The sequence below is a fragment of the Kribbella sp. CA-253562 genome, from assembly GCF_050942265.1.
In the GTDB taxonomy this organism is placed as follows: domain Bacteria; phylum Actinomycetota; class Actinomycetes; order Propionibacteriales; family Kribbellaceae; genus Kribbella.
On the sequence record NZ_CP192049.1, the window covers coordinates 2,213,625 to 2,231,696 of the forward strand.

Genomic DNA, 18,072 nt, shown 5'->3' on the forward strand with positions numbered 1-18,072 from the left:
GAACGTCCTCGAAAACACCCCTCCGCGGGGCGCTCCGAGGGCCCTCAGCGGCGCCCGGCGGAGGCTCGGTCACGCAGGTGCTGATCGGCCTCGGCCTCGAGCAGCCCGAAGCCGAAGGCGGCGCTGATCTCCGCCGCCTGCTCGGCCGCCTCGACCGCGGATGCCGTGTCGCCGATCCGGTGCCGGGCCGTGGCCAGGACGAGCAGGGCCTCGGCTTCGATGTACGGGTAGATGCCGCGCGCGATCGCGAGACACTGCTCGCCGCGGGCGAGCGCGGCGGCGGTGTCGCCGGATGCGAGGTAGGCCTGTGCCACGGTCGCGGCAGTCTGGGCCTGTGCCTTGCGGTCATGAACGGCGGTCGCGAGTTCGTTGGCGCGCAGGCCTAGTCCGACGGCCGTGGCGGCGTCGCCGTCCTGGATGTGCAGCCGGGCCAGCTCGTCCAGCGTGGACAGCTCGCCCCGCGGGTGCGACCGCCGCCGGTAGGCCTCCAGGACGTCGCGGAGCAGCTCGGCCGCGCGGTCGACCTCGCCCAGTTGCCTCAGCGCGCTGGCCAGATTGCCGCGGGTGATCAGCGCGGACACCTCGCGGCCGGTCGCGTCGATCGCCACCGAGGCGGCGAGCAGGTCGGCGGCCTCGCGCAGTTCGCCCTCGTACAGGCGGGTCATGCCCAGACCGTTGAGCGCGACGGCTCGCACGTGACTGTGCTGGTCGTCCTCGGTCAGCTCGAGAGCACGGCGCATCCACAGGCCGGCCTCGTGCAGCGTGCCGCGTTCGACGTGCAGCCATCCGGCCTGGTGGGCGGTGTAGGCGGCGGCGGTGGTCCAGCCGACGGCCACCGCGAGCGCATGACCGGTGAGGCAGTCGGCCATCGCGTCGTCGTCGCGGCGGGCGGCCCACAACGCCTGCCCGCGGTTGATCAGCATCGCGACGCGGGCGACGTCGTCGCCGGCCGCCGCCGCGGCCGCCGTCCCGGCCTCGGCCGCCGGAAGCCAGCCGTCGGCGTTGCGGCGGGTCAGGAAGTAGCCGCGCAGCTGGTCGGCGATCTGCCAGGCCAGGTGCCGGTCACCGGACTGCGCTGTGTCCTGTACGACCGCCAGCAGGGCGTGCAGTTCGTCGTCCAGCCAGTCGAGGGCGGTCGCGTGCGAGGCGAAGAACTTCTCCCGCGCGGGATGGGAACCGAGCCGCACGAGGTGCGGGTAGATCCAGTCGATCGCGGCCGTCACCGCCTCGGCGTACCAGGTGCACAGGCGGGTCCGCGCGGCGTCGGCTTCGGCGTCCTCCGCGAGCAGCCGGCGGGCGTACAGGCCGAGCAGGTCGTGGAACCGGTAGCGGTTCTTGGTGTGCTGCATCAGCATGTTCGCCTCGAGCAGGTCCTCCAGGACGCGCTCGGCCGCTGCCGTTGGCATCCCGAGCAGGACTCCGGTGCTGTCGGCGCTGAAGTCGTCGCCGGGGTGCAGGCTGCACAACCGGAACGCGCGCTGGGCCTCCGCGCCCAGATCGGCGTAGCTGAGCTGGAAGCTGTTGAGCACGCTGGACTCACCCAGGCTGAGCTCGGTGAGTCGCCGGTTGCTGTCGTCGAGGCGCCGGGCCAGGTCGGCGACCGTCCACTCCTGCCGGGTGGCGAGTCGCGCGCCGGCGATGCGCAGCGCGAGCGGAAGCCGGGCGCACGCCTCCGCCAGTTCCTGGACTCCGTCGGTGTCGGCGTCGAGCGTTCTGGCGGTGGCGGTGATCAGCCGGACGGCGTCGTCGCGGGGCAGCGGCTCGAGATTGATGACGTCCGCCGTCTCCAGGTCCGGCAGCCGGCGCCGACTCGTCACGATCACGTCGCTGCGTCCCGCTCCGGGCAGCAGTGGCCGGACCTGGGCGGCGTCCTGCGCGTTGTCGAGCAGGATCAGCATCCGTCGATCGGCGAGCTCGCTGCGCAGCAACGCGGTCGCTTCGGCCTCGTCGGTGCCGATCCGCCGGCTGGACACCCCCAGAGCGCGGAGGAAACGGCCGAGCACCTGCAGCGGCGCGGGGATCGTCGCGTCGCTGCCGCGCAGATCGGCGTACAGCTGTCCGTCGGGGTACTCCGCGCGGAGTTGGTGGGCCGCGACCAGGGCCAGGGCGGTCTTGCCGACCCCGGCGATGCCGTTGACGAGCACGACGCGCGAAGACAGTGCGCCGGGGCGTCGCAGCGCCGTACAGATCGTTGCCAGCTCCTCCTTTCGGCCGACGAAGTCCGGAGGGGCCGACGGCGCTTGCTGGATGACCGCCTGGGTGGCCCGCCCCGGCGACCCGCTCTGCCGGCGCAGCACGTCGAGTTGGACGGCGCGCAGCCGCTCGCCGGGATCGATGCCCAGTTGGTCGGCGAGCGCGGCGCGGATCCGGTCGTACGCCGTGAGCGCCTCGGCCTGCCGGTCGGCCGCGGCGAGGGTCTGGATCAGTTCGAGGTGCAGCGGCTCGTCGAGCTCGTGCCGGGCCGCCAGTTCCCGCAGCGGGGTCAGGGCCAGTTCGGGCCGGCCGACGGCGCGGGCGAGCTGGGCGAGGGTCCGGACCGCGTCGGCGTGTTCGTTGGCAATCGCGATGTAGAGGGGATCGGCCGCCAGCGTCTCCACGTCCGTGTCGCCGCGCCACAGGGCAACGGCGTCGGAGAGCTGCTCGAACGCCGCCGCTGGTTCGGCGACGGCGGCCTGGGCGACGAGGTCGCGGAACCTCCAGGCATCGACGGCCTCCGCATCGGCGTCCAGCTTGTAGCCCGCTCGGGTGCCGACAACCACGCCGGTGGAGCTTCCCGGCTCCAGCAGTCGCCGCAGCCGGGCGATGCGCGTCTGCAGCAGATTGACGGCGTTGGGCGGTGCCTTCGCCGGCCACAGGAGGTCGACGAGTTCGTCCTGGCTGACCGCCGTCCCCAGGCCGAGGGCCAGGCGGGCCAGCAAGGCGCGTTGCGGCGCCGAGTTGACGGGCACCGCGACGTCTCCGTGCCAGACCTCGATCGGACCGAGGATGCCGATCCGAAGCGGTCCGGCCGGCGCTGCCGATGCGACGGTGGCGGATCGATGCCCTTCGGCCGCGGCGTGCAGGAGTTGCGCGTCGGCCGGGGTCAGCGCCAGCGCGGCCGCGATGACCTGGATCGACTCCGGCTTCGGGCTCTTGGTGCGCCCTTGCTCGAGGTCACGAATCGCCGCCGCACTCAGCCCGGCCCGCTCCGCCAGCTCGCGCTGCGTCAGTCCGGCGTACCGGCGATGTGACCGTAGGACCTCGCCGAACCGGCCGGCCGGTCGCTGGACGTGACGGTTCCGCGGTGGGTCGTCCCACGGCCGTCCGGACACGCTCGGTACCTTACGGGCTCCAGGGGGCTACCGGACCGGATTCGACGGGAAATGCGCAGTGTAGGGATTGTCGCTGTCATTCTTCTGCCCGTACTTCCGCCCGTACCCGGTATTTGTTGACGGCCCTCGCCGAGCGGTAGTTTTCCGCCCATGAACAGGTTTGTGGACCCGATCGACGTGATCGGACCGGAGCTCGCCCGGCGGATCGAGCCACTCGGTGACGGGCGACGCTACGTGCGGCCCACACCGGGAGCGCTGGTGGCGGCCTGGATCGTCGACTTCCTGGTGTTCCTGCTCGCTCTGGTGGGCGCAACGGCGGCCCTGTTGGTGACGGAGAGCCAGGGCAGCATCGATGCGGGGGTCGCCGGGCTCGCCCTCATCGGGCTGATCGTCGGGATTCCCCTTGTCTACGGGATGTTCTACGGCAACGGCCGGGCGCTCGGCGCGCTGCTGACCGGTACGCGGCTGGTCCGGGTGAAGGACGGTGGCCGGCTCGGCTTCTGGGCGCCGTGGGCCATGCTGGTCCGGGTTCTGCTGCTACCGATCCTGGTGGCCTCGATGTTCGGCAATCTACCGCCCGGGGACCTGCGCAGAGCCAGCCTGGACGTCGACGCCACCCGCCGGCTGTGGGAGGCCGAAGCAGCGGCGAACGAATTCCGCTCGAATTCCTGAAATCTTCCGCCAATTCACCTGCGCCGGCGTACGGCATTTTTCGCTCGCCCAGTCGAAAGGCGGAGACCGCCGGCTCGTCGGCGGGCTGACGTCGTACGGGGTACCGCCCGGCGGCGTCAGGTTTCCGTCATGCCGGTTTCTGACAGTTGCCGGCGGGGGCCGCGGGCTGGGCGCAGGCGGATGATGACTCCATCAGACCGCCTCCGCCTCCGGCCGACGGCCCGACAGTCACCAGGAGTCCGCATGAAGAAGTTGCTCGCTTGGCCGGTGGCCGTGGCCACGCTCGGTCTGGCTGCCGGGTTGGCCGCTCTCCCCAGCCAGGCCGCGGTCCCGGCGGCGGCCGGCACGGCGGTGCAGACGACGGCGCCGGGCCGGCTGAGCGCGGAGGAGAACGACGCGCTGCTTGCCCAGCTCAAGGCCTTGCTTCCGGCGGACATGGACGCCCGCGTTCACGCCGTACTGGAACGTCTCGGGCTGGACGAAGACGCACTGGGCGGTGAGGCCATCAATCCCGCCGATTACGAGTGCTCGCCGACGAGCCCGGTGCGGGACTGGCTGGAATCCACGAAGTCCTCCTGGACCGCGGCGGATCACGGTACCGCCGCAGCCATCGCCTTCTTCTCCCCGCACGTTCTCGACGCCGTGCTGTTTCCGCAGCCTGCCGGACCGCTCGTCTTCGGCGCCAACGGGGAGTACACCACCGCGATCACGCGCAGCTTCGGTGACCTCCAGCGGTTCTGGGACATCCGGTCCGATGACATCCAACTCACCCCGCTGCGCGGCTCGATGCTGGTCGACCAGGCCCGGCTCTTCCGGTTCTTCCACCAGGTGTTCGGCTTCGACGCGGCCACCGCGACCAGCTTCTCCGTCGTGATCAGGCAACTGGCCAACCAGCCGCAGTTCGACTACGGCAACCACCCGGCGTTCAGCTTCAACGCGTTCGCCTACACCAACCGCGGCGTGCCGTTCCCCGGCGTCGGGCCGGTCCCGGACAAGATCCTGATGGGCGACGGCGTGCTGGCCGGCTACCGGGCGGTCGGTCTGGACGACGTCGCGCCGGAGGCGATCGTCGCGCACGAGTTCGGCCACCACATTCAGTACGAACTCGACCTGACTGCCACCACACTCCCGGCGCCGGAGGCCGCGCGGAGGCTCGAACTGATGGCCGACGCCTTCGCCGGCTACTACCTGCACCACGCCCGCGGCTCGGCGCTGCAGACCAAGCGGATCAACCAGTTCGTCGAGTCCTTCGCCCAGTTGGGCGACTGCAAGTTCGACGACATCGCCCACCACGGCACCCGCAACCAGCGCCTGGCCAGTTCCCTGTGGGGCACCCAGATCGCCGACGCCGCCCGTCCGCAGGGGACCATCCTGACGAGCCTGACCTTCAGCCGGCTCTTCGAGCAGAAACTCCCCGAGCTCATCGCCCCCGACGCGGGCTGAGTCTCGCCTGACCCACGCCGAGGGCTGCCGACTTCTGGTCGGCAGCCCTCCGATCGTTGCTGACGGCTACTTCTTGCGCGGTGGTGCGGTGCTGTTGCGGACGACGAGTTCGGTGGGGACGGCGACCGGGTCGTGGTGGTGTTCGCCGGCCTGGATCTCGCGGATCAGGGCGTCGACGCTGCGGCGGCCGACCTCGGCGAAGGACTGCCGGACGGTGGTCAGCGGCGGCCAGAAGTGGGCGGACTCGGCGGTGTCGTCGAAGCCGACGATGCTGAGGTCGCCGGGGATCGAGCGGCCCTTCTCGTGCAGGGCGCGGAGCAGCCCGAGGGCCATGTGGTCGTTGGCGGCGAAGACCGCGGTGACGTCGGGGTTGTCGGCCAGTTCGAGGCCGGTTTCATAGCCGGAGCGGGGTGACCAGTCGCCGACGAGCACGGGAGGCACGGGGCAGCCGCGGTCGGTCAGGGTCTGCTGCCAGGAACGGAGCCGGCGATCGGCGGCGAACGACGACGGCGGCCCGCTGAGATGCCAAACGGTCGAGTGGCCGAGGTCGAGCAGATGCTCGGTCGCCAGCCGGGCGCCCTGGGCCTGGTCGGTGTCGACGATCGGGTAGTCGTAGTGGGCACTGGAATCGACGACGACCACGGGAAGACCGTCGGGCAGCATCACCTCGGCCTCGTCGAGCTGGTGGGCCTCGATCAGGATGATCACGCCGTCGACGGCCTGCTCGCCGAGCCGGGTGAACGCGGTCGACACCGCGCCTTGCGTCGCGTCCAGCACCGGCAGCAGGTTCACGGCGTACCCGCTGGTGGTGGCGGCGGTCGCGATCGCGTCCAGGGTGCGGGTGTTGCCGAAGCTGGACAGCTCGAAGACGATCACGCCGATGCTGCGGAACTGGCCGTTGCGCAGCGCCCGGGCCGCGCTGTTGGGCCGGTAACCGACCTCGCGCATCGCGGCGAGCACCCGGTCGCGGGTCGCCTCGTCGACGTTGCTCCGGCCGTTCGCGACCCGGGACACGGTCTGGCCGGACACTCCGGCCACCCGGGCGACGTCAGCCATCGACGCCCCGCGCCGGCGCCGGACGGGGATCTCCTCCGCTGTCATCCACTCTCCTCGGGTCAGAACTGAACCATAGACATGTTGACGTAAACACGCTAGCGTCACGGCGATTCATGTTGACGTCAACATCGACGTGTTCCGGCGCGTCGATCGACCCAGAAGGAGGGCGGCACGTCGATGGCCGACTCCGTAACTCTGCGCTCCCGGCGCGCCTGGCTGCACCGCGACACCAAGGGCTGGATCTTCGTCGGCCCGTTCCTGGCGGTGTTCGCGCTGACCTTCCTGGCGCCGATCGGGTACGCGATCTATCTCAGCCTGTTCCGCGAGCAGGCGTTTTTCGGCGGCACCACGTTCGTCGGGCTGGCCAACTACGCCGACGTGCTGCGGGACGCCAAGTTCTGGGAGTCGTTCGGGCGGGTCGCGCTGTTCCTGGTGGTCCAGGTGCCGGTGATGCTCGTGCTCGCCCTGCTGGCCGCGCTCGCGATCGACAGCGCCCGGCTGCACGCGTCGGGCTTCTTCCGGATCGTGATCTTCCTGCCGTACGCCGTACCGGGCGTCGTCGCGGTTCTGCTCTGGGGCTACCTGTACGGCACCAACTTCGGCCTCGCGGCCGATCTCAACGACCTGTTCAACACCAGCGCGATCCAGCCGCTCAGTCAGCACTGGATGCTGCCGTCGATCGCGAACATCGTCACCTGGGAGTTCGTGGGCTACAACATGCTGATCTTCTACTCGGCCCTGCGCACCGTGCCCGAGGAGCTGTACGAGGCGGCCGCGATCGACGGTGCCGGGACCTGGCGCACCGTGCTCGCGGTCAAGCTGCCGGCGCTGCGCGGCGCGATCGTGATCGCCACCATCTTCTCGATCATCGGCAGTTTCCAGCTGTTCAACGAGCCGAACATCCTGCGCACGCTCGCGCCCAACGTGATCACCACCTACTACACGCCCAACATGTACGCCTACAACCTGTCCTTCGCGGGTCAGCAGTTCAACTACTCCGCGACGGTCGCGCTGGTGATGGGCCTGTTCACGGCCGTGATCGCGTACGTCGTCCAGCTGCGTGGTTCGCGGGAGGCACTGTGAGTACGACGACCTCGCCGCTGCGGCCCCGGCGTTCGCCGCTGCTCACCGGCATGATGCTGCTCTACCTGGTCTACACGCTGGTCCCGCTGCTCTGGTTGTTGCTCAGCGCAACGAAAACCCAGGCCGACCTGCTCGACAGTCCAGGCCTGTGGTTCGGTGACCGCTTCGCGCTGTTCGGCAACATCAAGGACACGCTCACCTACGACGGCGGCATCTTCGTCCGCTGGCTGGGCAACACCCTGCTGTACGTCGTGGTCGGCGCCGGTGGAGCGACGCTGCTGGCGACCGCGGCCGGCTACGGCCTGGCGAAGTACAAGTTCGCCGGCCGGCGGATCGTGTTCGCCGTGCTGCTGGGCGCGGTCGCCGTGCCCGGGACGGCGCTGGCCGTACCGACGTTCCTGATGTTCTCCGACCTCGGGCTGACCAACACGGTCTGGGCGATCATCATCCCGTCGCTGATCAGCCCGTTCGGCCTGTACCTGATGTGGGTCTACGCCGGCGAGGCCATTCCCGGCGACCTGCTCGAAGCGGCCCGGATCGACGGGGCCGGCGAGGTCCGGATCTTCTTCACCGTCGCGCTGCGACTGCTGGCCCCGGGCATCGTCACGGTGCTGCTGTTCGCGGTGGTGTCGACCTGGAACAACTACTTCCTGCCGCTGATCATGCTCAGCAAGCCGATTCTCTACCCGCTCACCGTCGGGCTCACCCAGTGGAGCAACCAGGCGACCGGCGTCGGGGCCCGTCCGATCTACAACCTGGTGATCACGGGGTCGTTGCTGACCATCGTGCCCCTCGTCGTCGCCTTCCTCCTTCTCCAGCGGTTCTGGCAGTCCGGCCTGACCGCAGGCAGCGTCAAGCAGTGAAAGGGAAGCTCATGAGAACAGCAGCCCGGCGGATCGCCGTCGCCGCGGTGGTCCTGGTGACCGCGGCACTGGCCGTCCCCGCCACCGCCTCACCCGCCGTGACCACGCCGAAGAACACCAGCGAGTTCCGCGGCGTCAACTGGGCGGACCCCCGCGACAACTACGCCGCCGACGAGGTCGTGCCGAGCGGGCTGAGCACCGCCGACGACTACGCGACGACGTACCGCCGTGCCACCGGCATCGTCGGCGAGTTCCGCCACGAGCTGGGCGCGAACACCATCCGGATGCCGATCAACCCCTCCAGCGTCGGCACCACCTGGTGGACGTCGTACCGGGGTGCGATCGACGCGGCCACCCGGCAGGGGTTCAAGGTGATCCTCAGCTACTGGGAGGCCAACGACGCCAAGGACGGCCGGGTGGACGACCAGGCCGCCTTCGACGCGATGTGGAACACCGCCGTCGCGGCGTACCGGACGAATCCGCGGGTCTACTTCGAGCCGATGAACGAGCCGTTCGGCTACTCGCTCGACGAGTGGGTCTCGCTCACCTCGTCCTGGCTGGCGAACCATCGCGACGTCCCGCGCGGCCGGGTCGTGATCTCGGGCACCGGCTACAACGACAACGTCACCGGCGTCGGCGCGGCCCGCGAGCTCAAGGGCACGCTGCTGTCGCTGCACTTCTACGGATTCTGGGACGACGCCACCACCGAGGCCGAGTGGCTGGCCAACCTGCGGCCGCGGATCGGTGAGTACGGCGCGCGCACGATCATCGACGAGGCCGGTGCGCCGATGACGACCGGCCTGAACTACGGCAACCACGAGGGCAACGTCTACACGTCGTACTTCGGCGCCCTCACCCAGACCGCGCGGGAGCTCGGCATGGGGGTCGTCTACTGGCCCGGCCTGCGGACCGGCGACGCCTACTCGATGACTACGCTGGTCGGTGAGCAGGACCTCGAGGTCAACAGCGAGTCCGGTCTGGCGCAGCTGCAGTGGGGCTGGGGACTGCTCGCGGAGGAACCGGTGAACGACCTGCCGCCGGCGCCGCCCGGTGAGGTACTGCGCGGAGTGGCGAGCGGCCGCTGCGTCGACGTACCGGGGTTCTCGACGGCCAACGGGACCGCCCTCGACCTGTGGGACTGCAACGGCGGCGGCAACCAGTCGTGGAACCTGACCGCTGACCAGCAGCTGACCGTGTACGGCACGAAGTGCCTGACCATCGGCGGCGACGGCGCGAGCGCGGGCAGCCCGGCGATCATCACCGACTGCACCGGCGCAGCCAACCAGGCCTGGCAGTTGCACGACGACCTGTCCGTCAGCAGCGTCGCCCACCCCGAGCTCTGCCTCGACGCCGCCGGCGCCGGCACGGGCAACGGGACGCCGGTGGACGTGTGGTTCTGCAACGGCGAGACGAACCAGCAGTGGACGCGCTCGTAGCGATGAACGCGCAGAAGAAGTCGAACAACGAGAGGAACACCGCAATGAAGAGCACTCATCGGCGCAGCGCGAGGCGGCTTCTGTTCGCCACCGCGGCCGTCACCGCCGCGTCGCTCGTGCTGGCCGCCTGCGGCGGATCGGACCAGGCCGACAGCAGCAGCCAGCCGCAGGGATCGGCCGCCGCGGTCGACGAAGCCCTGGCCAAGGGCGGCACCATCACCTACTGGAGCTGGACGCCGTCCGCCGAGGCGCAGGTGAAGGCGTTCGAGAAGCAGTACCCGAACGTCAAGGTGAACTACGTCAACGCCGGAACCGGCAACGACCACTACACCAAGCTGCAGAACGTGATCAAGGCCGGCTCGGGTGCGCCCGACGTCGCCCAGATCGAGTACCAGGCGCTGCCCCAGTTCGCCCTGCCGGGTTCGCTGGTCGACCTGCGCGAGTACGGCTTCGACAGCCTCGAGTCCGCCTACACCGCCTCCACCTGGGGCGCGGTGCACGCCGGCGACGGCCTGTTCGGGCTGCCGCAGGACTCCGGACCGATGGCGCTGTTCTACAACAAGGAGGTCTTCGACAAGTACGGCCTGACCGTGCCGAAGACCTGGGACGAGTTCGTAGCGGCCGGCAAGAAGCTGCACCAGGCCGACCCGAAGAAGTACATCACCAACGACACCGGTGACGCGGGCTTCGCCACCAGCATGATCTGGCAGGCCGGCGGCAAGCCCTTCAAGACCGACGGCAAGAACGTCACCATCAACCTGGCCGACGAGGGCACCAAGAAGTGGACCGGGGTCTGGAACCAGCTGGTCACCGGCGGCCTGGTGGCGAGCATCCCGGGCTGGTCCGACGAGTGGTTCAAGGCGCTCGGTGACGGCACCATCGCGACGCTGCCGATCGGCGCCTGGATGCCCGGCGTACTGGAGTCGTCGGTGAAGGCCGGCGCGGGCAAGTGGCGGGTCGCCCCGCTGCCGACGTACGACGGCCAGCCGGCCACCGCGGAGAACGGCGGCAGCGCCCAGTCGGTGCTCAAGCAGAGCGCGAACCCGGCGCTGGCGGCGGCCTTCGTCCGCTGGCTCAACCACGACGAGGGCGTCAAGCCGTTCCTGGCCAGCGGTGGCTTCCCGTCGACGGTGGCCGACCTCAAGGATCCGGCGTTCGTCGACAAGAAGAGCCCGTACTTCGGTGGCCAGGCGGCCAACCAGGTGCTCACCGCAGCGGCCGGCACGGTGGTCAAGGACTGGAGCTACCTGCCCTTCCAGCTGTACGCCAACAGCATCTTCGGCGACACCGTCGGCAAGTCCTACCAGGCCAAGACCGACCTCGATCCGGGCCTCAAGGCGTGGCAGGACGCGCTGGTGACCTACGGCAACCAGCAGGGCTTCCAGACCAACGGCTGACGCCGGTCCTTTCCGGCAGAAAGAGAGTCATGTCCGACTTCGCGATCGGTGAGTCCGATTTCCTGCTCGACGGCGAGCCGTTCCGGATCCTGTCCGGGGCCTTGCACTACTTCCGGGTGCATCCCGACCTCTGGGCGGACCGGATCGGCAAGGCGCGCCTGATGGGGCTCAACACCATCGAGACCTACGTGCCGTGGAACGCGCACAGCCCGCGCCGGGGCGAGTTCGACACCACCGGCAGGCTCGATCTGGGCCGGTTCCTGGAGCAGGTCGCGGCGGCCGGACTGTACGCGATCGTGCGGCCCGGACCGTACATCTGCGCGGAGTGGGACAACGGAGGCCTTCCCGCCTGGCTCTTCCAGGAGCCGGGCGTGGGAGTCCGCCGGCACGAGAAGCGGTTCCTGGCGGCGGTCGAGCGGTATCTCGAGGACGTGCTCGGGATCGTCCGGCCGCTCCAGGTCGACCAGGGCGGTCCGGTGCTGCTGGTCCAGGTCGAGAACGAATATGGTGCCTTCGGCAACGATCCCGAGTACCTGGACGCCGTGGCCGGGATGATCCGCAAGGCCGGGATCACCGTGCCGCTGGTCACCGTCGACCAGCCGACCGGGCCGATGCTGGCCGCGGGCGGGCTGGACGGCGTACTGCGGACGGGGTCGTTCGGTTCTCGCAGTGCCGAGCGGCTGGCGACCCTGCGGGAACACCAGCCGACCGGACCGATGATGTGCATGGAGTTCTGGGACGGGTGGTTCGACCACTGGGGTGGGCCGCACCACACGACCAGCGTCGAGGACGCCGCGCGGGAGCTGGACGCGCTGCTCGCGGCGGGGGCGTCGGTGAACATCTACATGTTCCACGGCGGCACGAACTTCGGTCTCACCAGCGGCGCGGACGACAAGGGCGTGTTCCGGCCGACGGTCACGTCGTACGACTACGACGCGCCGCTGGACGAGGCCGGCCGGCCGACTGCCAAGTTCGACGCGTTCCGTGAGGTGCTGTCGCGCTACACGGAGGTGCCGACGGAGGGGTCGGCTGTCCCGTCGGCAGCGGCACCGGTGTTCAGCGTGCCGTTGGGTGAGCCGGTCCGGCTGCTGACGGATCCCAGCGCCTGGGGTTCGCCGAGTTGGCACGCGGAGATGCCGACCCTCGACGAGCTCGGGGCGCGGCTGGCATTGTTCCGGACCGAGATCGATCACGACGGGCCGGCGCTGCTGAGCGTCGGCGAGGTGCGCGACCGGGCGCTGGTCTTTCTCGACGGCGACCCGGTCGGCGTACTGGAACGGGATCGGCGGGACCGCGCGCTGATGCTCCCGCGGGGTCGCGGCCGGCTGGAGATCGTGGTCGAGGACCAGGGCCGGGTGAACTACGGCCCGCGCATCGGCGAGGTCAAGGGCCTGATCGGTGAGATCCGGCTCGGCGAGGAGCCGCTCAGCGACTGGTCAGCATGTTCGGTCGACCTGGACGCCGTACCGACGGTGTGGGACCGTGCGACGGTGGACGTCCGAGCCGGCATCGGCCCGACCGCCTGGCGCGCGTCCTTCCCGGCCGGCCAGCCGGTCGACCACTTCCTCAGAACCGATGCCTGGGGCAAGGGAATCGCCTGGGTGAACGGCTTCTGCCTGGGCCGCTACTGGCACCGCGGCCCGCAACACACGCTCTACGTGCCCGCGCCACTCATCCGCACCGGCGACAACGAGCTGGTCGTCCTCGAGCTGGAAACCCTGGCCGACCCGACCGCACACTTCGTCTCCGACCTCGCGTTGGGGCCGGTCGAAGACTGAGGTCGTCCGGTCTCCGGCGGCTCATGCTGCGCCGCGCTGCAAACGGGCTTCCGCCTGGTCGAGCAGCGCGGCCAAGGCCACGGATGGGTGGTTCCAGAGAATCTCAGCGCGAGCGTTGTGCAGAGCCGGCCAGAGACTCGCCGCCCACGCGACCTCCAGTTCTTCCTGCGTGAAGGCCGAGCCGCGTTCCTCCTGGTAGGAGGCGAGGAACGCTTCGGAGCTCGCCAGCGGTGCCAGCGTCGGTGTCTCCGCGCTGCTGAAGGCACCCGACGCGGCGCCCGCCAAAGCCGCTTCCGGCAGCCAGGCCACGCTGTCCCAGTCATGTACGACGTACGGCGCGTTCTTGTCCCAGCGTAGGTTCTGGGCTTCCCAGTCGGCGTGCCCGAGGACGTGCCGCAGTGAGGTCGAGGCGAGCAGTCGCTTACGCGCCCGAGCGGCGACGGCGACCAAGTCGTAGGGAAGGGAATCCGCGCCTGGCCGGTGATCGTGCAGGTCGTTCGGCGGCCAGTGACCAGGACCGTTGTGGTTCCAGCGCACCCACTCCGGATTGGGCAGGGGAGGGGAGAGACGCAGGCGGCTGGTCACCTGCGTGCAGGCGGCGTACAGGCGCGCCGAGCGCTCGGCCGCGTCGGCATCGGCAGCGCGGTCGATCTCACCACCGGGCAGCCACTGCTCGGCATGCACGGCCAGGCCGTCCAGCATGCTCACCTCGGTCAGCGGTGTTGCGCACGGCAACCCTGCCTCGTGAACCGCCCGCTGCACAGCCAGGCAGATCGCAACGCGCCCGGTCGGATCGGGCCGGGCCTTGACCACCACCTCACGCCCGTCGTCCAGCCTCACTGCCGTCACTTCGGACATCACCGACGCGGCCAACAGTTGCTCAATCGGGGCTGCCCCGAGTTCTCGCTTGCACCAGGCCACCAGCCACGGTTCGAAAGCTTCACCCACCATTGCACCACCCTCCCAGTTGCGCATTCCCGCGACGAGTCCGCCCTTGTCGGCGTCGACGGTGAGCCGTACCGTGCGGGACAGGCGTGGGGGGACCGCGCGACAGGTCGACGTTCCGTGGGGGGACACATGAGACTCAAAACGATGCTGATTGCCGTACTGGCTGCTGGGCTGGCGGTGCCGGTGGCGATGCCCGCTGCCGCTGTCACGTTGCCGAAGAACGGTGACCTGGTGTTCGTCGAGTCCATCGACGGCATCGCGACGCAGGCGTCGGGGGCGGCGTACGTCGTACAGACCGAGGGGGCGTACCCGAAGTTCTCGCCGAACGGCCGGCAACTCGCCTTCGTCCGTGGTCACGGCGTCTGGACACGCACGCTGAGCGACGGCAGCGAACGGCTCGTGCACCAATACCCGGTGGAGGCGGGCTACAACTGGATGACGCTGGCCTGGTCGCCGGACGGTGGTTCGATCGTCACGGCGTACAACCTGCAGCTGGACCGGATCATCCTGAGCACGGGGGCACGATCGACCATCTACACGGCGCCGGCCGGCACGACCGGGCGGCTGACCTCGCCGGCCTGGTCGCCCGACGGCAACCGGATCGCCTTCAGCAACGGCAACACCATCAAGCTCGTCCACCCCGACGGCAGCAACGTCCGCACGCTGACGTCGAGCCCGGTGGGCGTCATCAACGACTACCCGGACTGGTCGCCGGACTCGCAACGGATCGCCTTCATCACCAACCGCTACCGCGGCGCTCAGCACAGCGAACTCGTGATCCTGCCCCGCAGCGGCGCCGGCCAGCCGTTCCGGGTGAGCTACACGTCGTACCCGCAAGGCATCTACTACAAGGGCGTCGCCTGGTCTCCGGACGGCAAGAAGATCGCCGCCCTGCAGTTCAACCGCAACGCCCTCCCGGACGACCAGGACAGCGACGAACGCTTCAAGGTCCGCGGCTACCTGCCAGATGGCTCCCACAGCTACTCCCTCACCGGCCCGATCAGGGGCGACGACGGCTCCGAAGGCCTCGACTGGGCCCCGAAACTGTCGTGAGCAAGGGGGATCAGCCGTCCTGACGTGTCGTAAAGATCTGGTGGTAGAGGTCCTCGCCGTGGCTGGACGGCTTCGGTTCGCCTTCGCTCAGCCTGAACGTTCGTTGCCCGCCGGGTAGGCGCTCGGCCCGCAGGAACAGTGCGGTGGCGGAACCTTCGGCGTACAGGCCTTGGGCGAGGTGGAACAGGTGGGTCACGAAGACGACGCGGATGCCGGACTCGACCATCGCGCGCAGGACGTCGCCGGCCAGTTCGGAGCCCTCGCGCTCGTTGGTCGAGGCGAAGGACTCGTTGCACAGCAGCAGCGCGTCCGGCCGGATGCGGTCGGCGATCTCGCTCATCCGGGCCAGCTCCTCGTCGAGCTTGCCGCTGGTCATCGTCTCGTCCTCCTCGCGCGGGAAGTGCGTGAAGAGCCCTCGGCAGATGCTGGTCGTCAGGGACTCGGCGGGCGCGAACATCCCGGCCTGGGTCATCACGTGGGCCACTCCGACCGAGCGCAGGAAGGTGGACTTGCCGCCCTGGTTGGCGCCGGTCACGACGATCAGCGACCTGCCGTCCGCGGCGAGAACGTTGCCCACGGCCCGTTCCGGTACGCCGAGACTCAGGCACGGGTCGTACAGCCCGTTCGCCGACAGCAGGAGCCGGCCCGGCGCGGCCACGGTCGGGAAGCAGGTGGGCTCGCCCTTGGCCGACAGGCGTTCGTACAGGTTCAGGCAGCCGACGTAGAAGGCCAGCTCGGTCCGCAGCAGTTCGAAGAAGCTCGTCACGTGGTCGGCCGACTGGGCGATCGCGTTCGCGACGAGGTTGATGCCGCGCTCGCGCAGCTCGGCCAGGGCCTGGGCGGCGCTGTCGTCCTGGTCCGGGATCTGCAGTGTGTAGGAGTCGGTGTCTGGCCTGGCCAGCCAGGTGCGCAACGTCCGCCGGGTTTCCTGTGGGCGGCGGAGCACGTAGTCCACGCCGACGTTGCCGATCCCCAGCTTCGCGCTGATCGGCAGACCGTGCCGGAACTTGAGCCGCTGCAGGTGATCCTCGACCGTCCGGAAGTACTCGTCGTCGAGATCGGTGGCGATGGTCCGGAAGAACGTCCGGAATCCTTCGGAGCGGAACCGGCTCGCCGAGCTGTCCGCGATCGCCCGGAGCTTGCCGAGGTACGTCATGAGCAGCTCGAGCACCTTGCCGGAGCTGTCCAGGATCCCATCGGGACTGCGGAAGTACCGGTAGGTCTTGCGCTCCTGCTCGATCGCCTCGACCGCCGTGGCGTAGAGCTCCCGGACGACAGCTGGTTGCTGCAGGCAATCGCGTAGCACCGCTTGGCGGAACTCGATCCCGTCGGGGTCGTCCAGGCTCGACAGTACGGCGGTCACGGCCACTTGGCGCAGGAACGGATCGCCGTCCGCCATCGCGTCGAACAGCGCGTCCAGCTCGAGATCCTGGACCAGCTCGGCCGCGTTCGACGGCAGCGCCGACTCGAGGTCGAAGTCGCGGTCGGAGAACATCAGGAACGCCTTCACCGGTTCAGTCGCTCCTTCAGCAGGTCGTAGCTCAGCCGGTACTTCGCCGCGATCGTAGCCGCGAACGCCAGCCCGTCCGGCGGTTTCCGGACCAGCTTGTACGTCCGGTGATCGCCCGCCTCGACCGTGCTGACCAGGCTGACCGTGCTGTCGTTCAAGGACGCCAGCTCGTCGACGAACGTGACGCAGACGCAGAGGATGTCTCGTTCGGCGACCTCGCTCAGTACCCGCCGGCCGAGCGACAGCGCGTCCTGCACGGTGGTCGAGGCGAAGATCTCGTTCAGGATCACGATGCTCTCGCCGGTCGCCGCCCGGAGGATCTCGTGCACCCTGACCAGGTCGTCCTGCAGCTTGCCGCGCAGGTCGTGCAGGTACTCCTCCTTCTCGAAGTGGGTGAACAGCCGGTCGAACAGGAACAACCGCGCCTGCTCGCCCGGCACCGGCAGGCCCAGCGCCGCCAACTGGTGCAGTTGGCCGAAGGTCCGGGCGAAGGTGGTCTTGCCGCCCTGGTTCGGCCCGGTGACCACCAGGATCCGCTCGGGGCCGGACAGGTGGAAGTCGTTGCGCACCACCTCGACGGCCTCGTCCACCAGCTTCGCGGCCAGCGCGAGGTCGAAGGCTCCGGTCGCCTGGATCGTCTTGGAGCCGGTGAGTTCGGGATAGCAGAACGGCAGGCCGGCCGCCTTCAACGGCCGCAGGTAGTCGAGATACGCGAGATAGAACTGCACCTGCCGGTCGAACCTGGCCACCGTCGGGTCGACGAAGCCGGCGTACTCGTCGTTGAACCGCGTGACGGCCGCGAACAGGTCCGGGTACAGCTTGGCGACCCGCTCGAGAATGCCGGCCTCGACCGGGTTCACGTCCGGTGATGACTGGACCGGGATCCGGTAGTCCTTGGCCGCGCCCTGCTGGAACCGGGCGAACGTCTGCTCGATCTCGGCGCTGTAGTCGCTGCTTCCGTCGTACCGGGTGATGGTGATCTTGTTGCCCTTGAGGTGCAGGCGATAGTGCACGCCCGCGAGCTGCTCGGTGAGCTCGGTCGTCGCCGACGACAACGACCGGAACGGCGCCGACCCGACGTACTCGGTCAAGTAGTCGCGAAACGCGAGCAGGCCCTCCGACTCGAGCTCGACGTCAGCCAGCGTCGCGGCCAGCTCGACAGCGGCTGTGCAGTAGTGCTCGGCCGCACTGAGGAACCACCGCTCACGCTGCAGCCGGTGGTTCCGCTTGCCGGCCTGCGCGAGGTGCACCCGAGCCGAAACCATCCGCCGCGCGAACTCCTCGACCGGCTGCGCAACCTCCGCCCGCTCCAACTCCCGTACGACGTCCTGCCGCTTGGCCACCAGCTCGGCCGACCGCAGCGGCGCGTGGAAGAACGGCGCCAGTTGGTACTCCTCCCGGCCCAGCGTGACCGCCGCGACGATCTGGTCGAGATTCAGATCCTTGAACGCCGCCGGCTCTTCCGCGTCGAAGCACTCGAACAGGATGCTGCGGAAGGTCATGGGCGAAATCATAGATTCCG

Annotated in this window: 13 protein-coding genes; 8 read left to right on the plus strand and 5 right to left on the minus strand. The window is 69.4% G+C overall.

The features are described from left to right. Positions 1 to 44 precede the first annotated feature (44 nt). On the minus strand, positions 45 to 3,311 hold the full coding sequence (locus ACQPXM_RS10830) for a BTAD domain-containing putative transcriptional regulator (protein ID WP_432947402.1): 3,267 nt from the start codon (positions 3,309 to 3,311) through the stop codon (positions 45 to 47). 150 nt (positions 3,312 to 3,461) lie between these two features. Here ACQPXM_RS10830 and ACQPXM_RS10835 point away from each other — a divergent pair, with 150 nt between their 5' ends. After that, positions 3,462 to 3,983: an RDD family protein gene (locus ACQPXM_RS10835; RefSeq protein ID WP_432947404.1), complete on the plus strand. Its 522-nt coding sequence runs from the start codon at positions 3,462 to 3,464 to the stop codon at positions 3,981 to 3,983. Between the two features lie 243 nt (positions 3,984 to 4,226). Further along, complete coding sequence (locus ACQPXM_RS10840) at positions 4,227 to 5,426, plus strand: neutral zinc metallopeptidase (RefSeq protein ID WP_432947406.1); 1,200 nt, start codon at positions 4,227 to 4,229, stop codon at positions 5,424 to 5,426. Between the two features lie 66 nt (positions 5,427 to 5,492). On the opposite strand, the gene ACQPXM_RS10845 is transcribed toward ACQPXM_RS10840, so the two are convergent. Next, positions 5,493 to 6,527, minus strand: coding sequence for a LacI family DNA-binding transcriptional regulator (locus ACQPXM_RS10845; RefSeq protein ID WP_432947408.1), 1,035 nt, complete (start codon positions 6,525 to 6,527; stop codon positions 5,493 to 5,495). A 132-nt stretch (positions 6,528 to 6,659) separates the two neighbouring features. Here ACQPXM_RS10845 and ACQPXM_RS10850 point away from each other — a divergent pair, with 132 nt between their 5' ends. From ACQPXM_RS10850 to ACQPXM_RS10870, 5 genes are read left to right on the plus strand one after another with little or no spacing between them, the layout of a single operon-like run. Then, positions 6,660 to 7,565, plus strand: a complete 906-nt coding sequence (locus ACQPXM_RS10850) for a carbohydrate ABC transporter permease (protein ID WP_432947410.1) — start codon at positions 6,660 to 6,662, stop codon at positions 7,563 to 7,565. Then, complete coding sequence (locus ACQPXM_RS10855) at positions 7,562 to 8,428, plus strand: carbohydrate ABC transporter permease (protein ID WP_432947412.1); 867 nt, start codon at positions 7,562 to 7,564, stop codon at positions 8,426 to 8,428. The genes ACQPXM_RS10850 and ACQPXM_RS10855 overlap by 4 nt, the downstream gene beginning before the upstream one ends. 11 nt (positions 8,429 to 8,439) lie before the next feature. Next, a complete protein-coding gene (locus ACQPXM_RS10860) occupies positions 8,440 to 9,864 on the plus strand; it encodes a ricin-type beta-trefoil lectin domain protein (RefSeq protein WP_432947414.1) in 1,425 nt (474 codons plus the stop codon). Between the two features lie 44 nt (positions 9,865 to 9,908). Continuing rightward, positions 9,909 to 11,261: an ABC transporter substrate-binding protein gene (locus tag ACQPXM_RS10865; protein WP_432947416.1), complete on the plus strand. Its 1,353-nt coding sequence runs from the start codon at positions 9,909 to 9,911 to the stop codon at positions 11,259 to 11,261. 29 nt (positions 11,262 to 11,290) lie between these two features. Then, positions 11,291 to 13,039, plus strand: a complete 1,749-nt coding sequence (locus tag ACQPXM_RS10870; protein WP_432947418.1) for a beta-galactosidase — start codon at positions 11,291 to 11,293, stop codon at positions 13,037 to 13,039. 21 nt (positions 13,040 to 13,060) lie between these two features. Here ACQPXM_RS10870 and ACQPXM_RS10875 read toward each other — a convergent pair whose 3' ends face one another. After that, positions 13,061 to 13,990 carry a hypothetical protein gene (locus ACQPXM_RS10875; protein ID WP_432947420.1) on the minus strand — a complete coding sequence of 310 codons (930 nt, stop codon included), beginning with the start codon at positions 13,988 to 13,990 and terminating at the stop codon, positions 13,061 to 13,063. Between the two features lie 141 nt (positions 13,991 to 14,131). On the opposite strand from ACQPXM_RS10875, the gene ACQPXM_RS10880 reads away from it, so the two are divergent. After that, positions 14,132 to 15,040, plus strand: coding sequence for a hypothetical protein (locus ACQPXM_RS10880; RefSeq protein ID WP_432947422.1), 909 nt, complete (start codon positions 14,132 to 14,134; stop codon positions 15,038 to 15,040). 10 nt (positions 15,041 to 15,050) lie between these two features. Here ACQPXM_RS10880 and ACQPXM_RS10885 read toward each other — a convergent pair whose 3' ends face one another. Both ACQPXM_RS10885 and ACQPXM_RS10890 read right to left on the minus strand, forming a co-directional pair. After that, on the minus strand, positions 15,051 to 16,550 hold the full coding sequence (locus tag ACQPXM_RS10885; RefSeq protein WP_432947424.1) for a MutS-related protein: 1,500 nt from the start codon (positions 16,548 to 16,550) through the stop codon (positions 15,051 to 15,053). Beyond that, entirely contained in the window at positions 16,547 to 18,052 is a 1,506-nt protein-coding gene (locus ACQPXM_RS10890; protein WP_432947426.1) for a MutS-related protein, read from the minus strand. The genes ACQPXM_RS10885 and ACQPXM_RS10890 overlap by 4 nt, the downstream gene beginning before the upstream one ends. Positions 18,053 to 18,072: the final 20 nt, after the last annotated feature.

Excerpts from the sequence above, each read along its gene's own strand:
- ACQPXM_RS10890 (WP_432947426.1), bottom strand. The coding sequence starts at position 18,052 with ATGACCTTCCGCAGCATCCTGTTCGAGTGCTTCGACGCGGAAGAGCCG.
- ACQPXM_RS10850 (WP_432947410.1), top strand. The coding sequence starts at position 6,660 with ATGGCCGACTCCGTAACTCTGCGCTCCCGGCGCGCCTGGCTGCACCGC.
- ACQPXM_RS10870 (WP_432947418.1), top strand. The coding sequence starts at position 11,291 with ATGTCCGACTTCGCGATCGGTGAGTCCGATTTCCTGCTCGACGGCGAG.
- ACQPXM_RS10865 (WP_432947416.1), top strand. The coding sequence starts at position 9,909 with ATGAAGAGCACTCATCGGCGCAGCGCGAGGCGGCTTCTGTTCGCCACC.
- ACQPXM_RS10880 (WP_432947422.1), top strand. The coding sequence starts at position 14,132 with ATGCTGATTGCCGTACTGGCTGCTGGGCTGGCGGTGCCGGTGGCGATG.
- ACQPXM_RS10840 (WP_432947406.1), top strand. The coding sequence starts at position 4,227 with ATGAAGAAGTTGCTCGCTTGGCCGGTGGCCGTGGCCACGCTCGGTCTG.
- ACQPXM_RS10875 (WP_432947420.1), bottom strand. The coding sequence starts at position 13,990 with ATGGTGGGTGAAGCTTTCGAACCGTGGCTGGTGGCCTGGTGCAAGCGA.
- ACQPXM_RS10845 (WP_432947408.1), bottom strand. The coding sequence starts at position 6,527 with ATGACAGCGGAGGAGATCCCCGTCCGGCGCCGGCGCGGGGCGTCGATG.
- ACQPXM_RS10860 (WP_432947414.1), top strand. The coding sequence starts at position 8,440 with ATGAGAACAGCAGCCCGGCGGATCGCCGTCGCCGCGGTGGTCCTGGTG.
- ACQPXM_RS10835 (WP_432947404.1), top strand. The coding sequence starts at position 3,462 with ATGAACAGGTTTGTGGACCCGATCGACGTGATCGGACCGGAGCTCGCC.